The sequence below is a fragment of the Methylobacterium trifolii genome, from assembly GCF_022179685.1.
GTDB classification, from domain to species: Bacteria; Pseudomonadota; Alphaproteobacteria; order Rhizobiales; family Beijerinckiaceae; genus Methylobacterium; species Methylobacterium trifolii.
Genome location: NZ_BPRB01000090.1, coordinates 14,182 through 29,501, shown reverse-complemented (window position 1 = coordinate 29,501; position 15,320 = coordinate 14,182). Strand labels below are relative to the sequence as shown.

Here is a 15,320-nt window from a genome sequence, read left to right as displayed (position 1 = left end):
TCACCCTGTCCCTCTCCCGCACGGGAGAGGGGACCCCCGCCGCCTCCGCTGACGTCGCGCGATGTGTGAATGCAGTCGCGTGCCGGCCGGCGGCGGTTTTCCTGTGCGCAACCGTGCCCGGAGCCGGCGGTTCGACGATCCGGCTAACGGATGGGTGCCAAGGCTACGCACCAGGCGACCACTGCCCCCGCCAGAAGCCCGAAGGCCATGAATTCGACCATTCCGGTCAGGACCACGTTCTTGAACATGTTCGCGTCTCCCGCTGCATGATCCAGTTTTGTTCCTTGTATGTTCGATGTAAAGCGGGGATAAGCCGCGACCGTCCGGCATGGTTAGGAGATCGTGACGGCGGATTGCATGCCGGGCCGGTCGGGCTACATGGGCCGGGCCGCTCGCGCGTTCGAGGGAACGCGCGAGGCGGTCGACGGGGAGCCGACCCATTCGACACGATCGCGACCGGACCCGGATGGAGTTCTTCCTCGTGGCGGTCGGCACGCACGGGGACGTGCTGCCGTTCATCGCGCTCGGGCACGAACTGGCCCGCCGCGGCCACGGGGTCGCGGTCGCCGCCCCGGCCCCGTTCGAGGCCATGGTCCGCCGGGCCGGCCTGCCGTTCCAGCCGCTGGGCACCGTGGCCGATTACGAGCGCGTCATCCGCGCGCCGGACCTGTGGCGTCCCTGGCGCGGGATACGCCCGCTGTTCGACTACGTCTCGGGCCTGACGGAGACCACCGCCCTCTGGCTCGGGGCGAGCTGGTCGCGGGAGCGCAACGGGGTCGTGGTCGCCTCGCCGCTCGCCTGGGGCGCGCGCGTGGCGCAGGACCTCTACGACCTGCCGCTGGCGACCCTCCACGTCATGCCGTTCCTGATCGAGAGCCGCTACGACCCTCCCGTCCTGCCGGGCTTTCCCCTGCCGCGCATCCTGCCGGCGCGCTTGCGGAACTGGCTGAACCTGGGCGCCGACGACTACGTGATCGGGCCGGCGGCGCTCCCGCCACTGAACGCCCTCCGGGCCCGCCTCGGCTTAGGCAGGGTGCAGCGTCTGCGGCACTGGTGGAACAGCCCGACGCGGGTGCTGCTGATGTTCCCCGACTGGTTCGCCCCCGCCCAGCCGGACTGGCCGGAGCAGGCGGTCCAGCTCGGCTTCCCGCTGGTGGACCGGTTCGGCGACGTGCCGGACCTCGCCCCCGCGTTGGCCGCCTTCCTCGATGCCGGGCCGCCGCCGCTGGCCTTCACCTACGGCTCGGCGATGCGGCGGGGGGCGCCGTTCTTCGACACGGCCGTGCGCCTGTGCCGGCGGATGGGCCGGCGCGGCGTTCTGCTTGCGCCCCAGGCCGGCCAGATCCCGGCCGACCTGCCGCCGGAGATCCTGCACCTGCCCTACGCGCCGTTCAGCGCGCTGCTGCCGCGCTGCGCCGCGCTGGTCCACCACGGCGGCATCGGCACGGTGGCGCAGGCCCTGGCGGCCGGCATCCCGCAACTCGTCGTCCCAGTCGCCTTCGACCATTTCGACGAGGGCCGGCGCCTGACGGAGCGCAACCTCGGCGCCGCGCTGAGCCGGCGCGCCTTCACCCCGGCGCGGGCCGAGCGCGCGCTGAGCCGCCTCCTGGCCGATCCGGCGGTGATGCGGGCCTGCGCGACTGCGCGGGACCAAATGACGGGGCGGGACGCGATCGCCGACGCCTGCGACCGGGCCGAGGACCTGTTGTTCGAGCCAGGTCTCGATGTCGCGCGACGGGCTCAGTCCAACTGACGGATCAGCCCGTCCTGGATCGTCACCCGGCGGTCCATGCGGGCGGCCAGGTCCATGTTGTGGGTGGCGATCAGGGCGGCGAGGCCCGAGGCCCGCACCAGCGAGAGCAGGATCGAGAAGACGTGGCCGGCCGTCTGCGGGTCGAGGTTGCCGGTGGGCTCGTCGGCCAAGAGCAGCCGTGGGCCGTTGGCGACGGCGCGGGCGATGGCGACGCGCTGCTGCTCGCCGCCGGAGAGTTCGGCCGGCCGGTGGATCAGGCGGTCCTTGAGGCCGAGGAAGCTCAGGAGTTCGGTGGCCCGCGCCTTGGCCTCGCCGCGCGGCAGGCCGCGGATGAGCTGGGGCATCACCACGTTCTCCAGGGCCGAGAACTCCGGCAGCAGGTGGTGGAACTGGTAGACGAAGCCCATCTCCTCGCGGCGGAAGCGCGTGCGCTCGGAATCCCCCATCGCCGCGGTCGGTTGGCCGCCGACATAGACCTCGCCCCCGTCCGGGCGCTCCAGCAGGCCGGCGAGGTGCAGCAAGGTGGACTTGCCCGCGCCCGAAGGCGCGACCAGGGCCACGAGTTCGCCGGGCCAGATCGCGAGGTCGGCCCCGCGCAGGATCTCGAGGGCGCCCTCGGCCTGCTTGTAGCGCCGCTCGACGCGGGCGAAGAACAGGGCCGGCACCGGCTCGGTGCCCGCGGTCTCGCTGCTGCCGCTCATGAGATGATCGAATCCGTCAGCCGTAGCGCAGGGCCTGCACCGGATCGAGCCGGGCCGCGCGCCAGGAGGGATAGAGGGTCGCCGCGAGCGACAGGAGGAACGAAGTGAGCACCACCACCGTGATCTCGGTGGCGTTCATCTCGGCCGGGATCTCGGCCAGGAACCGCACGGTCGGGTCCCAGGCGCCGGGAAACAGCACCCGCTGGATCGGCTTGATGTTGAGGGTGATGAGGACGCCGAGGCCGAAGCCCGACAGCGTGCCCACCAGCCCGATCAAGGCCCCGTTGATCAGGAACACGCGCATGATCGTGCCGGAGGTGGCGCCCATGGTGCGCAGGATCGCGATGTCGCTCGACTTGTCGCGCACCAGCAGGATCAGGCCGGAGACGATGTTGAGGGTCGCCACAACCACGATCAGGCTGAGGATCAGGAACATCACGTTGCGCTCGACCTCCAGCGCCCCGAAGAAGGTGCGATTGCGCTGGCGCCAGTCGGTGAGCAGGATCGGGCGCTCGGCCGCCATCTCCAGGGGCTCGCGCATGGCGGCCACCGCGTCCGGATTGTCGATGTAGATCTCGATCATGTTCACGTCGCCCTCCCGGTTGAAGAAGGCCTGGGACTCGGCGAGCGGCATGAAGACGAAGGTGGAATCGAACTCGGTCATCCCGATCTCGAAGATCGCCTTGACCGTGTAGCCCTTGGTGCGGGGCGCGGTGCCGAAGGGCGTGGTCGAGCCCTTGGGGGTCGAGAGGGTGATGGTGTCGCCGGCCTGGAGCCCGAGGCTGTCGGCCAGCCGGCGCCCGACGACGACGCCGCTGCCGTCGTCGAAGCCGGCCAGCGTCCCCCCGCGGATCGACTTCGAGACCGAGGCCATCCCGTCGAGGTCTTCGGCCCGCACCCCGCGCACCAGCACGCCGCTGCCGCCGTAGGGCGAGGAGGCGAAGGCCTGGCCCTCCACCAGGGGGATCGCCGCGCGCACGCCCGCCACCTTGGACAGGCGCTCGGAGAGGTCGGCGAAATCGGTGAAGGTGCGGTCGATCGGCGTGGCGAAGACGTGGCCGTTGATGCCGACGATCTTGGACAGGAGTTCCGTGCGGAAGCCGTTCATGACGGAGAGCACGATGATGAGGGTGGCCACCCCCAGGGCGATGCCCAGCACCGAGAAGAAGGCCACCACCGAGACGCCGCCGCCCCGCCGCCGGGCGCGGAGATACCGGCCCGCGATGATCCACTCGAACGGCGCGAACGGGGCCGTCGCCCCGCGAAATCCAGCCGCGAGCCCCTTCACCCGCCCGACCGCTCCAACCGCACCGTCTGCCATCGCCAAAAAAACCTCAGACGCGCTTGATCCGCGCCAGGAGGTCGACGGGCGCGAGGCTCTCGCGCTCGCCGCCCGCGCGCCGCTTCAACTCGACCTTGCCCTCGGCCAGGCCCTTGGGGCCGACGACCACCTGCCAGGGCAGGCCGATCAGGTCGGCGGTGGCGAACTTGGCGCCCGGCCGCTCGTCGCGGTCGTCGTAGAGGACGGAGAGGCCGCCCGCCTCCAGCTGTGCCTGGATCTCGGCGCAGGCGCCATCGGTGCCGGCATCCCCCGCCTTGAGGTTGATCAGCGCCACGTCGAAGGGCGCGACCGCGTCCGGCCAGATGATGCCGGCCTCGTCGTGGGAGGCCTCGATGATCGCGGCCACCAGCCGGCTCGGGCCGATGCCGTAGGAGCCCATGTGCACCGGCCGCTCGATCCCGTCGGGGCCGGCGACCTTGGCGCCCATCGGCTCGGAATACTTGGTGCCGAAGTAGAAGATGTGCCCGACCTCGATGCCGCGGGCGGCCATGCGGGCCTCCTCCGGCACCTCGGCGAAGGCCTCCGGCTCGTGCATCTCGTCGGTGGCCGCGTAGTGCGAGGTCCAGGCGTCGACGATGCCCTGGAGGCCGGCCACGTCGTCGAAGTCGACCGTGGCGGCCGGGACCTCGAAGTCGAGATAGGCCCGGTCGCAGAAGACCTGGCTCTCGCCGGTATTGGCCAGGATGATGAACTCGTGGCTGAGGTCGCCGCCGATCGGCCCGGTATCGGCCCGCATCGGAATCGCCTTGAGGCCGAGCCCTGCGAACGTGCGCAGGTAGGCCACGAACATGCGGTTGTAGGCGTGGCGCGCGCCGGCCTGGTCGAAGTCGAAGGAATAGGCGTCCTTCATCAGGAACTCGCGCGAGCGCATGGTGCCGAAGCGCGGGCGCACCTCGTCGCGGAACTTCCAGGAGATCTGGTAGAGGTTCTTCGGCAGGTCCTTGTAGGAGCGCACGCTGCCGCGGAAGATCTCGGTGATGACCTCCTCGGCGGTGGGGCCGTAGAGCATCTCGCGCTCGTGTCGGTCCTTGATGCGCAGCATCTCCTTGCCGTAGGCCTCGTAGCGACCGGATTCGCGCCAGAGTTCGGCCGACTGCACGGTGGGCATCAGCAGCTCGATCGCGCCCGAGCGGTCCTGCTCGGTCCGGATCACGTCGCAGACCCTGTTGAGCACCCGCAGGCCCAGCGGCAGCCAGGCGTAGATGCCGGCCGATTCCTGGCGCACGAGGCCGGCGCGCAGCATCAGGCGGTGGGAGACGATCTCGGCTTCCTTGGGCGTCTCGCGCAAGGTCGGCAGGAAGTAGCGGGAGAGACGCATCGGGAATCTTACGGGTGCGGGGCTGCGCGGCGGTCCGGTGCCGCTCTGGCTCCGACCGGTCCGGCGTCCGCGGCACACAACACGCCGAACCGGCAAAAGACAAGGTTCTTGTCGCCCCCGGCCCTCGGCGCGCTCCGCGGCGCCCGGCCGGCGGCCTCCCCGGCCCGGACCGCAACGCGCCCGGAAATAGGGATCGATCCTCGCAATCTCGGCAAAAAAGCGCAGATTCCTGCTACGGACCGGGTGACAGCACGAATTGTTGTTCCTATAAGCGTGCCGCGATGTTTGCGACGCCCGCCAGAGGCAGCGCAAGGTCCGAGTCTCGGGAGGAAGAACGACCGCCACGCAGGCAATGCGTAGGACAATCAAAGGTCGAGCGACTGACGCTTCAAAAGCAAGGCCATGGGCCTTGCTTTTTTGTTTTCGGAAGTCTTCCCCGCCTGCCGCGGACGGCCGGTCGCCGCCTTCGAACTCTCGCGGGACCGGTTCAGGCCGGCAGAGCTTCACTACAATCCCGTGAGGGGGAAGATCGCCAGGGCGGCGAGGAAGGCGACGCCGGCAAACAGCGTGGTCCAGATCGCCTTCTCGCGCAGCCGCGGAGAGGCCGGCGCGCCGGGGTCCTGGCCGGGCACCACGTGATCGGGGCGCGTCTCCGGCTGGTTGCGGATCGGCAGGATGGCGAAGAGCAGCGTCCACCAGACCACGAAATAGAGGGCGGTGGCGCCGAACACCGTCAGCTTGAACAGCAGCACCGCCACCGCGACGAAGGCCGACACAAGCACGAGCACCGCACCGAGGGTGCGCGGCGTCGAGCGGGACAGGGCGGGGAGGAGGGCGCCCAACGGCTAGACCTGCTCCAGTTCGACCAGGGTGCCGACGAAGTCCTTTGGGTGCAGGAACAGCACGGGCTTGCCGTGGGCGCCGATGCGGGGCTCGCCGCTGCCGAGCACGCGGGCGCCCTGCGCCTTCAGCTTGTCGCGGGCGGCGATGATGTCGTCCACCTCGTAGCAGATGTGGTGCACGCCCCCGCCGGGATTGCGCTCGACGAAGGCCGCCACCGGCGAGTCCGCGCCCAGCGGCGCCATCAGCTCGACCTTGCTGTTGGGCAGTTCCACGAACACCACCGTGACGCCGTGCTCGGGCTGGGGCAGGGGGGCCGTGATCGTTGCGCCCAGCGTGTCGCGATAGACGGCGCAGGCCGCGTCGAGGTCGCGCACGGCGATGGCCACGTGGTTGAGCCGCCCGATCATTTGTTTCGCTCCCTTACCGTTTTCGAACGCGCATTGCCCTCCCCCCTCTGCGGGGGAGGGTGGCCCTCGCGTCAGCGAGGGTCGGGAGAGGGGAGCGCCGTATCCGGAGAGGTCGCTCCTCTCTCCCGCCTGCTCCGCAGGCACCCTCCCCCATCCCAAGTCTGGCTTGCCCGACTTGGGGCACACAGGATGCAGATCTCGGGCAAGCCCGAGATCTGTCGGGGGGAGGGCTCCGCTTATACCTCGACCACCTGCACGTGGCAGGCGGGCTTCTTGCCCCAGGCGTCGTTGACGGCCGAGCGGACGGCCCGGTCGACCGCCTTCTCGACGCCCTCCGAGTCGCGCAGCTTGGCCTTCGACATGCCGGAGAGCGCCCGCGACACCGTATCGACCACCGTGTCGATCAGCGGCGCGCCGGAGCGGCCGCTGTTGGGCAGGCCGATGATGTCCACGGCCGGCTCGCCGAGCACCGCGCCCGCCTCGTCGATGGCGATGGCGACCGAGACCAATCCCGCCTGGGCGAGCTTGCGCCGCTCGGGGATGGCCCGGTCGCGGTCGTCGATCAGGATGTTGCCGTCCTTGAACAGGCGCCCCGACTTGACGTGGTCGATCACCTCCGGGCGGCCGGGCGCCAGCCGGATCAGGGTGCCGTTGCGGGCCTTGACCACGTTGCCGACGCCCTGCGCGCGGGCGAAGCGCGCGTGCTCGTCGAGGTGAAGCGGCTCCCCGTGCACCGGAATCGCGGTGCCGGGCCGGGTCCAGGCGTACATCTCCACCATCTCGTCGCGGCGCGGGTGGCCGGAGACGTGGACCAGCTCGGTCCGGTCGGTGATGACCTCGACGCCCTGGTCGATCAGGTCGTTGATGATGGCGCCCACGTCCCGTTCGTTGCCCGGAATGGCGCGGGACGAGAAGATCACCCGGTCGCCCGAGGCGAGCGCGATGTCGGGATGGTCCTTGCGCGAGACCCGCGCCAGGGCGGCGCGCGGCTCGCCCTGGGAGCCGGTGAGCAGCGCCACGACCTTCTCCCGCGGCAGGTGCTTCCAGGAGTCGGCCCGGCGGAAATCGGGCAGGCCGTCGAGGTAGCCACACTCGCGGGCGACGTCGATCACCCGGTCCATGGCGCGGCCGACCGCCACCACCTCGCGCCCGCAGGCCTGGGCCGCCTCGGCCACCGCGCGGATGCGGGCGACGTTGGAGGCGAAGGTCGTCACAGCCACCCGGTGGGGCGAATCGGCGATCAGGCGCTTGAGGGTCGCGGCCACCTCGGATTCGCTGGGCGAGAAGCCCTCACGCACCACGTTGGTGGAATCGCAGACCATGGCGAGGATGCCCTCGTCGCCGAGCGCCTTGAACGCCTCGGGCGAGGTGATCTCGCCGGCCACCGGCGTCGGGTCGATCTTCCAGTCGCCGGTGTGCAGCACGAGGCCCGCCGCCGTGCGGATCGCGATGGCGTTCGATTCCGGGATTGAGTGCGAGACCGGCACGTATTCCAGCTCGAAGGGCCCGACCGTGATGCGGCGCCCGGCCTTGACCTCGCGCAGTTCCACCTTCGGCGCACCGGGCTCCGAGAGGCGGCGCGTCTCCAGCAGGTTCTTGGCGAAGCGGGTCGCGTAGACCGGCACCTTGAGGCGCGGCCACAACTCGCTGATCGCGCCGATATGGTCCTCGTGCGCGTGGGTGATGAAGATCCCCAGAAGGTCCTTCTTGCGCTCCTCGATGAAGCTGAGATCGGGGAACATGAGGTCGACGCCGGGCATCGCCTCCTCGCCCGCGAAGCCCATGCCGCAATCGACCATGATCCATTTCCGGCCCTTCTCCGGGCCGAAGCCGTAGAGCGCCGCATTCATCCCGATCTCGCCCACGCCGCCCAGCGGCAGGAAGACGAGCTCGTCCTGTCCCATCGTCATCGATCGTCGTCCAACTTCAGGCCGCCGTCGCGGCCGTACCGAAATGCACCTCGCCCGCCGTCACGGTCCGCCGCATGCCATCCGGGGCGAGGATCACGAGCCGCCCCCCCTCGTCGATCTGGTCGAAGATTCCGTTCAGGGTCTCGATGCCTGCCCGGACCGCGATCGGCGATCCGAGGCCCGAGGCCCGTGCGAGCCAGAGCCCGCGAATCTCAGAAAAATTCCGTCCCCGGTTCCAGACCCGCGCTGTCGCGGCGAGTCGGTCGGTGAGATGTTCCAGTAGACCTTCGGCATCGACGGCGATACCCGAGCCGGCCAACGATGCCGCGCGGGAGGCCATCTCCGCGGGCACGGCTGCGACGTTGACGCCGAATCCGATGACCACGGCGCGCCGGCCGCCGGGGAGCGTCTCGGCCTCGAGCAGGATGCCGGCGAGCTTGGCGCCGCCCAGCAGCACGTCGTTGGGCCATTTCAGGCCGAGCGCCGGCCCGTCGGTGGCGCGTGCGCCGGTGTAGGCCCGATCGATCGCCTCGGCCAGGGCCACCGCGGCGACGAAGCTCAGGGTCGCCACTCGCTCCGGCTCGACGCCCGCCACCGGCCAGAGCACGCTCGCCGTCAGGTTCCCCGGCAGGGAGGACCAGCCGTTGCCGCGCCGGCCGCGGCCCGCCTCCTGCCGGTGGGCGACGATCCAGAGTGGGCCGGTCTCGCCGCCGCGCGCCTTCTCCAGCGCCTCGGTGTTGGTGGACCCGAGGCGGTCGTAGACGTGGAGGCGGTGGCCGGCGGCGCGCGCCGCGTCGCTGAGACGGTATCCCAAGGTGGCTGGAACCAAGGCGGCTAGAACAGGGACTTGGCGGCCGCGCCCGCCGCGCCGACCAGCGGTGCGGGCAGGAGCCAGAACAGGATCACGACGACGCTCGACAGGAACAGGACGATGCGCAGGCCCGGGGCCATGGCCTCGTAGGGGGCCTTGGCCTCGTCGAAATACATGATCTTGACGACGCGCAGGTAGTAGTAGGCTCCGACCACGCTGGTCACGACGCCGATCACGGCCAGCGTCACCAGGCCCGCCTTGATGGCGGCGGCGAAGACGTAGAACTTGCCGAAGAAGCCGGCGAGCGGCGGCACGCCGGCCAGCGAGAACATCATCATCGCGAGGCAGAAGGCCAGCCACGGATGGGTGCGCGACAGGCCCGAGAGGTCCTCGATGGTCTCGAACATCTCGTTCCTGCGGCGCATCGAGAGCAGGATCGCGAAGGCGCCCAGCGTCATGGCGAGGTAGATGATCATGTAGATCACCACGCCGCGGATGCCCTCCTCGGAGCCCGCGGCCAGGCCGATGAGGGCGTAGCCGATGTTGCCGATCGAGGAATAGGCCAGCAGGCGCTTGATGTTGCGCTGGCCGATGGCCGCGAACGAGCCCAGCGTCATCGAGGCGATGGCCACGAACACGAAGATCTGCTGCCAGATCGCGGTCACGTCCGGCAGCGCCCCGATGAACACGCGCACCGTCATCGCCACCGCGGCCATCTTGGGGGCCGAGGCGAAGAAGGCGGTCACCGGCGTGGGCGAGCCCTCGTAGACATCGGGCGTCCACATGTGGAACGGCACGGCCGACATCTTGAAGGACACGCCGGCGGCCACGAACACGATGCCCAACACGATGCCGAAGCCCGCATCCTCGTGCAGGGCCGAGACGATGCCGGGGAAGGAGACGGTGCCGGTGAAGCCGTAGATCAGGGACGCGCCGTAGAGCAGCATGCCCGAGGAGAGGGCGCCGAGGACAAAGTACTTCAGACCGGCCTCGGTGGATTTCAGGTCGTCGCGGTGGAAGGCGGCGATGACGTAGGCGGCCAGGGACTGCAGCTCCAGGCCGAGATAGAGGGCGATCAGGTCGTTGGCCGAGACCATCACCATCATGCCGATGGTGCAGAGCACGATCAGGATCGGGAACTCGAACCGGTCGATCTTCGCGCGCTGGAAGTAGTCGCGCGAGAGCAGGATGGTCGCGGCCGAGCCCAGCAGCACCAGGGACTTCATCACCTTGGAGAAGGCGTCCTGCACGAAGGCACCGGACAGGGTCGTGACCTTGGTGCCGGCCGGCTGCGACATCACCAGGAACAGGGCGAGCAGCAGCAGCAGCAGGGCGCCGACGTTGACGCCCTCGACCGAGCGCTCGCCCCGGAAGGACCCGTAGAGGATCAGCACCATCACGCCCACCGCCAGCACCAGTTCGGGCAGGAGGGGCGTGAGGGAGGGCAGGACGGTCTGGACGGTGGGCATGTCTGGCTTGTGCCTTCAGCGCGCGAGCGGCAGCGCGGCGGCCGCGGTCTGCGTGTTCGAGAGCGCGGCCTTGATGCCCGTCATCAGCGCCTCGGTCGAGGGGGCGAACACGTCGAGGATCGGGGCCGGGTGGACGCCGTAATAGATCGTCAGCACCACCAGCGGCGCCAGGATCAGCTTCTCGCGGGTGTCGAGGTCCAGGATGCCCTGGAGGTCGGGCTTCTCCAGCTTGCCGTAGATCACTCGGGCATAGAGCCACAGGGCGTAGCCGGCCGAGAGGATGATGCCGAAGACCGAGAAGAAGGCCACCGTCGGGTTGGCCTTGAAGGCGCCCATCATCGCCAGGAACTCGCCGACGAAGCCCGAGGTGCCCGGCAGGCCGACATTGGCCATGGTGAACACCATCATCGCCACGGCGTAGAGGGGCATCCGCTTCACGAGGCCGCCATAGGCCGCGATCTCGCGGGTGTGCATCCGGTCGTAGACCACGCCGACCCCGAGGAAGAGCGCGCCGGAGACGATGCCGTGCGAGATCATCAGGAACAGGGCGCCCTGGATGCCCTGCTCGTTGAGGGTGAACAGGCCGAGCGTCACGAAGCCCATATGGGCGACGGAGGAATAGGCGATCAGCTTCTTGATGTCGGTCTGCATCATCGCGGTGAGCGAGGTGAAGATGATCGCGACGATCGACAGGGCGAAGACCAGGGGCGCGAAGGCGTGGCTCGCGTCCGGCAGCATCGGCAGGGAGACCCGGATGAAGCCGTAGCCGCCCATCTTCAGCAGGATGCCGGCCAGGATCACCGAGCCCGCCGTCGGCGCCTCGACGTGGGCGTCGGGGAGCCAGGTGTGGACCGGCCACATCGGCATCTTAACCGCGAAGCTCGCGAAGAAGGCCAGCCACAGCCAGGTCTGCATCTGGGCGGGGAAGCGGGTCTGGAGCAGGGTCGGGATGTCGGTGGTGCCGGCCTGCCAGTACATCGCCATGATGGCCAGCAGCATCAGCACGGAGCCGAGCAGGGTGTAGAGGAAGAACTTGAAGCTGGCGTAGATGCGCCGCTTGCCGCCCCAGATGCCGATGATGAGGAACATCGGGATCAGGCCGGCCTCGAAGAACAGGTAGAACAGCACCAGGTCCAGGGCCTGGAAGACGCCGATCATGGTCGTCTCGAGCACGAGGAAGGCGACGAAATACTCCTTCACCCGGGTCTCGATGGCGTTCCACGAGGCGCCGATGCAGAACGGCATCAGGAAGGTGGTCAGCAGGATCAACGGTATCGAGAAGCCGTCGACGCCGAGCTTGAAGCGGATCGTGTCGGTGAGCCAGGCATGGCTCTCCACGAGCTGGAAGCTCGGCGAGGTCGCGTCGAAGCGGTTCCAGGCGACCAGCGACAGCAGGAAGGTGACGAGGGTGGTGGCCAGCGCCGCCCAGCGGGCGTTGCGCGCGACGGCCTTCGCCTCGCCGTTCAGCGTCAGGATGAAGGCCGCGCCGCAGAGCGGCACGATCAGCAGGCCGGAGAGGATGCCGAGACCGAACATCTAGCGTGCCCTTTTCGTGTTCTCAGGCCGCATCGTCAGTGTCCCACGGGCTTCGGCAGGCCGGTCATCATGTACCAGCTGATTAGGGCGGCGACGCCGATGAGCATGACGAAGGCGTAGTGGTAGACGTAGCCGGTCTGCAGGCGCACGACCCCGCGGGTCACGTCCACGACGCGGGCGGCGATGCCGTCCGGTCCGGCGCCGTCGATGGCCTTGCCGTCGACCTGCTTCCACAGGAACAGCCCGAAGTCCTTGGCCGGACGCACGAAGATCCGGTCGTAGAGTTCGTCGAAGTACCACTTGTTGAGCAGGAAGCGGTACAGCACCGGTTGCTGGGCCGCGAGCGCCGCCGGGAGCTTGGGCCGGCGGATATACATCACGAAGGCCAGGACGAAGCCCGCCACCAGCATGATGAAGGGGGCGGCCGAGACCAGGGCCGGCACGTGGTGGATGTCGTGCATGATGTGGTTGTCGGGCCCGTGCGCCAGGGCGTGGCCCCAGAACGCGTCCATGCCCTCGCCGATGAAGCGGTCCTTGAAGATCAGGCCGGCGAAGAGGGCGCCGAAGGCGAGCACCGCCAGGGGGATCGTCATCACCAGCGGGCTCTCGTGGGGCTTAAGTTCCCCGTGCCCGTGCCCGTGCCCGTGGTCGTCGGCGACGAGGTCGCTGCGGTGGGCCGGCTCGGCATCGCTCCCGTGCGCGTCGTGGGCCACACCCTCGGTATGGCCCGGCGCGCCGTCGGCCTCGTGGGCGTGCGCCGAATGGGACACGGCGTGGTCGTCGTGGTGGTCATGGGCCGCCCAGCGGGCCGGGCCCTCGAAGGTGAGGAAGAACAGGCGCCAGGAATAGAACGAGGTGAAGAAGGCCGCGATCACGGTGGCGAGGAAGGCGAGCGTGTGCCCCGGCCGGGTCGAGGCGTAGGCCGCCTCGATGATCGCGTCCTTGGAATAATAGCCCGCCGTGTAGGGGAAGCCGATCAGCGCCAGCGTCCCGATCGCCATCATCGCCGTGGTGAAGGGGATGTAGCGGCGGAGGTTCCCCATGTTCCGCATGTCCTGCTCGTGGTGCATCGCGTGGATGACCGAGCCGGCGCCGAGGAACAGCAGCGCCTTGAAGAAGGCGTGGGTGAAGAGGTGGAACACGCCCGCCGAGTAGGCGCCGACGCCGAGCGCCACGAACATGTAGCCGAGCTGCGAGCAGGTCGAGTAGGCGATGACCCGCTTGATGTCGTTCTGCACCAGCCCGACCGTGGCGGCGAAGAAGGCCGTGATGCCGCCGATGACCGTGACGACGACGAGCGCGTCGGGGGCCAGCTCGAACAGGGGCGAGAGGCGGGCGACCATGAACACGCCGGCCGTGACCATGGTCGCCGCGTGGATCAGGGCCGAGACCGGGGTCGGCCCCTCCATCGCGTCGGGCAGCCAGGTGTGGAGCAGGAACTGCGCCGACTTGCCCATCGCCCCCATGAACAGCAGCAGGCAGGCGAGCGTCAGGGCGTGCCAGTCGTGGCCGAGGAAGTGGAAGTGGGCGTCCTTCAACTCGTTCACGCGCGGGAAGATGCCGTCGAAGGCGACCGAGCCGAACAGGACGAACACCAGGAAGATGCCGAGCGAGAAGCCGAAATCGCCCACGCGGTTGACGATGAAGGCCTTCATCGCTGCGGCGTTCGCCGAAGGCTTCTCGTACCAGAACCCGATCAGCAGGTAGGAGGCGAGGCCCACGCCCTCCCAGCCGAAGAACATCTGCACGAGGTTGTCGGCCGTCACCAGCATCAGCATGGCGAAGGTGAACAGCGACAGGTAGGCGAAGAAGCGCGGCCGGTGCGGGTCCTCCTCCATGTAGCCGATGGAGTAGAGGTGCACGAGGGTCGAGACCGTGGTGACGACGACGAGCATCACCTTGGTCAGGGTGTCGATGCGGAATGCCCAATCGACCGTGAGGTCGCCGGCCGAGAACCAGTTGGCCACCTGCACGCGGACGGCGTGGTCGCCCTCCAGGAACACGCCCCAGGAGAGCAGCGCCGCGAAGGCGAGGCAGGCCGTGGTGACGTACTCGCACGGGCGCGACCCGAGGAACCGGCCGAACAGGCCGGCGATCAGGGCGCCGATGAGGGGGAAGAAGACGATCGCGTGGTACATCGTTCTCTTGCAGTCCGGCCTCGCGGAGCGGCGGGCCGCGTCCGGGTTTCAGGGCAGGGCGAAGCGGGTGGCGCCTCTAGCCCTTCATCACGCTCACGTCCTCGACCGCGATGGAGCCGCGGTTGCGGAAGAACACCACGAGGATGGCCAGCCCGATCGCGGCCTCCGCCGCGGCCACCGTCAGCACGAACAGGGCGAAGACCTGCCCGGTGATGTCGTTGAGGTGCGTGGAGAAGGCGACGAAGTTGATGTTGACCGCGAGCAGGATCAGCTCGACCGACATCAGGATGACGATGACGTTCTTGCGGTTGATGAAGATCCCGAGGACGCCCAGCGTGAACAGGATCGCGGCGACCGTGAGGTAATGGCTGAGGCCGATCATCGTGCTGTCTCCGCCCTGCTCGTCAGACCTCGACGCCCTGGCGCGAGGGCACCTTGCGGTTCTCCACCGCGGCACCTTGCGTCCGGGCATTCTGTACGTTGATGTTCTGGCGCTTCACGCCGGGCCGGTCGCGCAGCGTCAGCACGATCGCGCCGATCATCGCCACGAGCAGGATCAGGCCGGCGAGCTGGAAGAAGTAGACGTATTCCGTATACAGCACCCGCCCGAGCACGACGGTGTTGGTGAGGTTCTCGCCCGCCGCGACGTTGCCCAGCGGCGCCTGCACCAGCCCTGGATCGAGGGTCCAGGAGCCGACGACGAGCAGGATCTCGACCAGGAAGATCGCGCCGATCAAGGCGCCCACGGGGAGATATTGCTGGAAGCCCTGGCGAAGCTCGGCGAAATCCACGTCGAGCATCATGACGACGAACAGGAACAGCACCGCGACGGCGCCGACGTAGACCACGATCAGGATCATCGCCAGGAACTCGGCGCCCATCAGCACGAACAGGCCGGCCGCGTTGACGAAGGCCAGGATCAGGAACAGCACCGAGGCGATGGGATTGCGCGAGGCGATCACCATGAAGCCCGAGGCGATCGTGATGCCCGCGAACAGGTAGAAGAAGGCTGCGGCTGCGGTCATGCGCTTGTCGGGATCGGCCGCCTCGAGAGCGGCCCCTTCTGCCTCGGAGGGTCCGGGCCGCCGAGGC

13 protein-coding genes are annotated in these 15,320 nt (G+C 68.9%); 1 reads left to right on the top strand and 12 read right to left on the bottom strand.

The window, feature by feature from the left end:
- The first annotated feature begins 466 nt into the window (after positions 1-466).
- Complete coding sequence (locus COGEMETH_RS09195) at positions 467-1,753, top strand: glycosyltransferase (protein WP_238182294.1); 1,287 nt, start codon at positions 467-469, stop codon at positions 1,751-1,753.
- On the opposite strand, the gene COGEMETH_RS09190 is transcribed toward COGEMETH_RS09195, so the two are convergent.
- The 12 genes from COGEMETH_RS09190 to COGEMETH_RS09135 all read right to left on the bottom strand — a co-directional run bounded on the left by COGEMETH_RS09190 (position 1,741) and on the right by COGEMETH_RS09135 (position 15,253).
- Positions 1,741-2,454, bottom strand: a complete 714-nt coding sequence (locus COGEMETH_RS09190; RefSeq protein WP_238182293.1) for an ABC transporter ATP-binding protein — start codon at positions 2,452-2,454, stop codon at positions 1,741-1,743. The genes COGEMETH_RS09195 and COGEMETH_RS09190 overlap by 13 nt on opposite strands.
- Positions 2,455-2,470: 16 nt before the next feature.
- On the bottom strand, positions 2,471-3,775 hold the full coding sequence (locus COGEMETH_RS09185) for a lipoprotein-releasing ABC transporter permease subunit (protein ID WP_238182292.1): 1,305 nt from the start codon (positions 3,773-3,775) through the stop codon (positions 2,471-2,473).
- A gap of 13 nt (positions 3,776-3,788) precedes the next feature.
- Positions 3,789-5,114, bottom strand: a complete 1,326-nt coding sequence (proS, locus tag COGEMETH_RS09180; RefSeq protein WP_238182291.1) for a proline--tRNA ligase — start codon at positions 5,112-5,114, stop codon at positions 3,789-3,791.
- A gap of 506 nt (positions 5,115-5,620) precedes the next feature.
- Entirely contained in the window at positions 5,621-5,956 is a 336-nt protein-coding gene (locus COGEMETH_RS09175) for a DUF1467 family protein (RefSeq protein WP_238182290.1), read from the bottom strand.
- 3 nt (positions 5,957-5,959) lie between these two features.
- Positions 5,960-6,364 (bottom strand): methylmalonyl-CoA epimerase, encoded by a 405-nt coding sequence (mce, locus tag COGEMETH_RS09170; protein ID WP_238182289.1) that lies wholly within the window; start codon positions 6,362-6,364, stop codon positions 5,960-5,962.
- A gap of 236 nt (positions 6,365-6,600) precedes the next feature.
- Positions 6,601-8,274 carry a ribonuclease J gene (locus COGEMETH_RS09165; RefSeq protein ID WP_238182288.1) on the bottom strand — a complete coding sequence of 558 codons (1,674 nt, stop codon included), beginning with the start codon at positions 8,272-8,274 and terminating at the stop codon, positions 6,601-6,603.
- Between the two features lie 16 nt (positions 8,275-8,290).
- Complete coding sequence (locus tag COGEMETH_RS09160) at positions 8,291-9,088, bottom strand: biotin--[acetyl-CoA-carboxylase] ligase (protein WP_238182287.1); 798 nt, start codon at positions 9,086-9,088, stop codon at positions 8,291-8,293.
- A gap of 20 nt (positions 9,089-9,108) precedes the next feature.
- Entirely contained in the window at positions 9,109-10,554 is a 1,446-nt protein-coding gene (gene nuoN / locus COGEMETH_RS09155) for an NADH-quinone oxidoreductase subunit NuoN (RefSeq protein ID WP_238182286.1), read from the bottom strand.
- A gap of 15 nt (positions 10,555-10,569) precedes the next feature.
- On the bottom strand, positions 10,570-12,090 hold the full coding sequence (locus COGEMETH_RS09150) for an NADH-quinone oxidoreductase subunit M (RefSeq protein ID WP_238182285.1): 1,521 nt from the start codon (positions 12,088-12,090) through the stop codon (positions 10,570-10,572).
- A 35-nt stretch (positions 12,091-12,125) separates the two neighbouring features.
- Positions 12,126-14,228: an NADH-quinone oxidoreductase subunit L gene (gene nuoL / locus COGEMETH_RS09145; protein WP_238182284.1), complete on the bottom strand. Its 2,103-nt coding sequence runs from the start codon at positions 14,226-14,228 to the stop codon at positions 12,126-12,128.
- A 76-nt stretch (positions 14,229-14,304) separates the two neighbouring features.
- Positions 14,305-14,610, bottom strand: coding sequence for an NADH-quinone oxidoreductase subunit NuoK (gene nuoK, locus COGEMETH_RS09140; protein ID WP_238182283.1), 306 nt, complete (start codon positions 14,608-14,610; stop codon positions 14,305-14,307).
- Positions 14,611-14,632: 22 nt separating this feature from the next.
- Positions 14,633-15,253: an NADH-quinone oxidoreductase subunit J gene (locus COGEMETH_RS09135; protein WP_238182282.1), complete on the bottom strand. Its 621-nt coding sequence runs from the start codon at positions 15,251-15,253 to the stop codon at positions 14,633-14,635.
- Positions 15,254-15,320 lie beyond the last annotated feature (67 nt).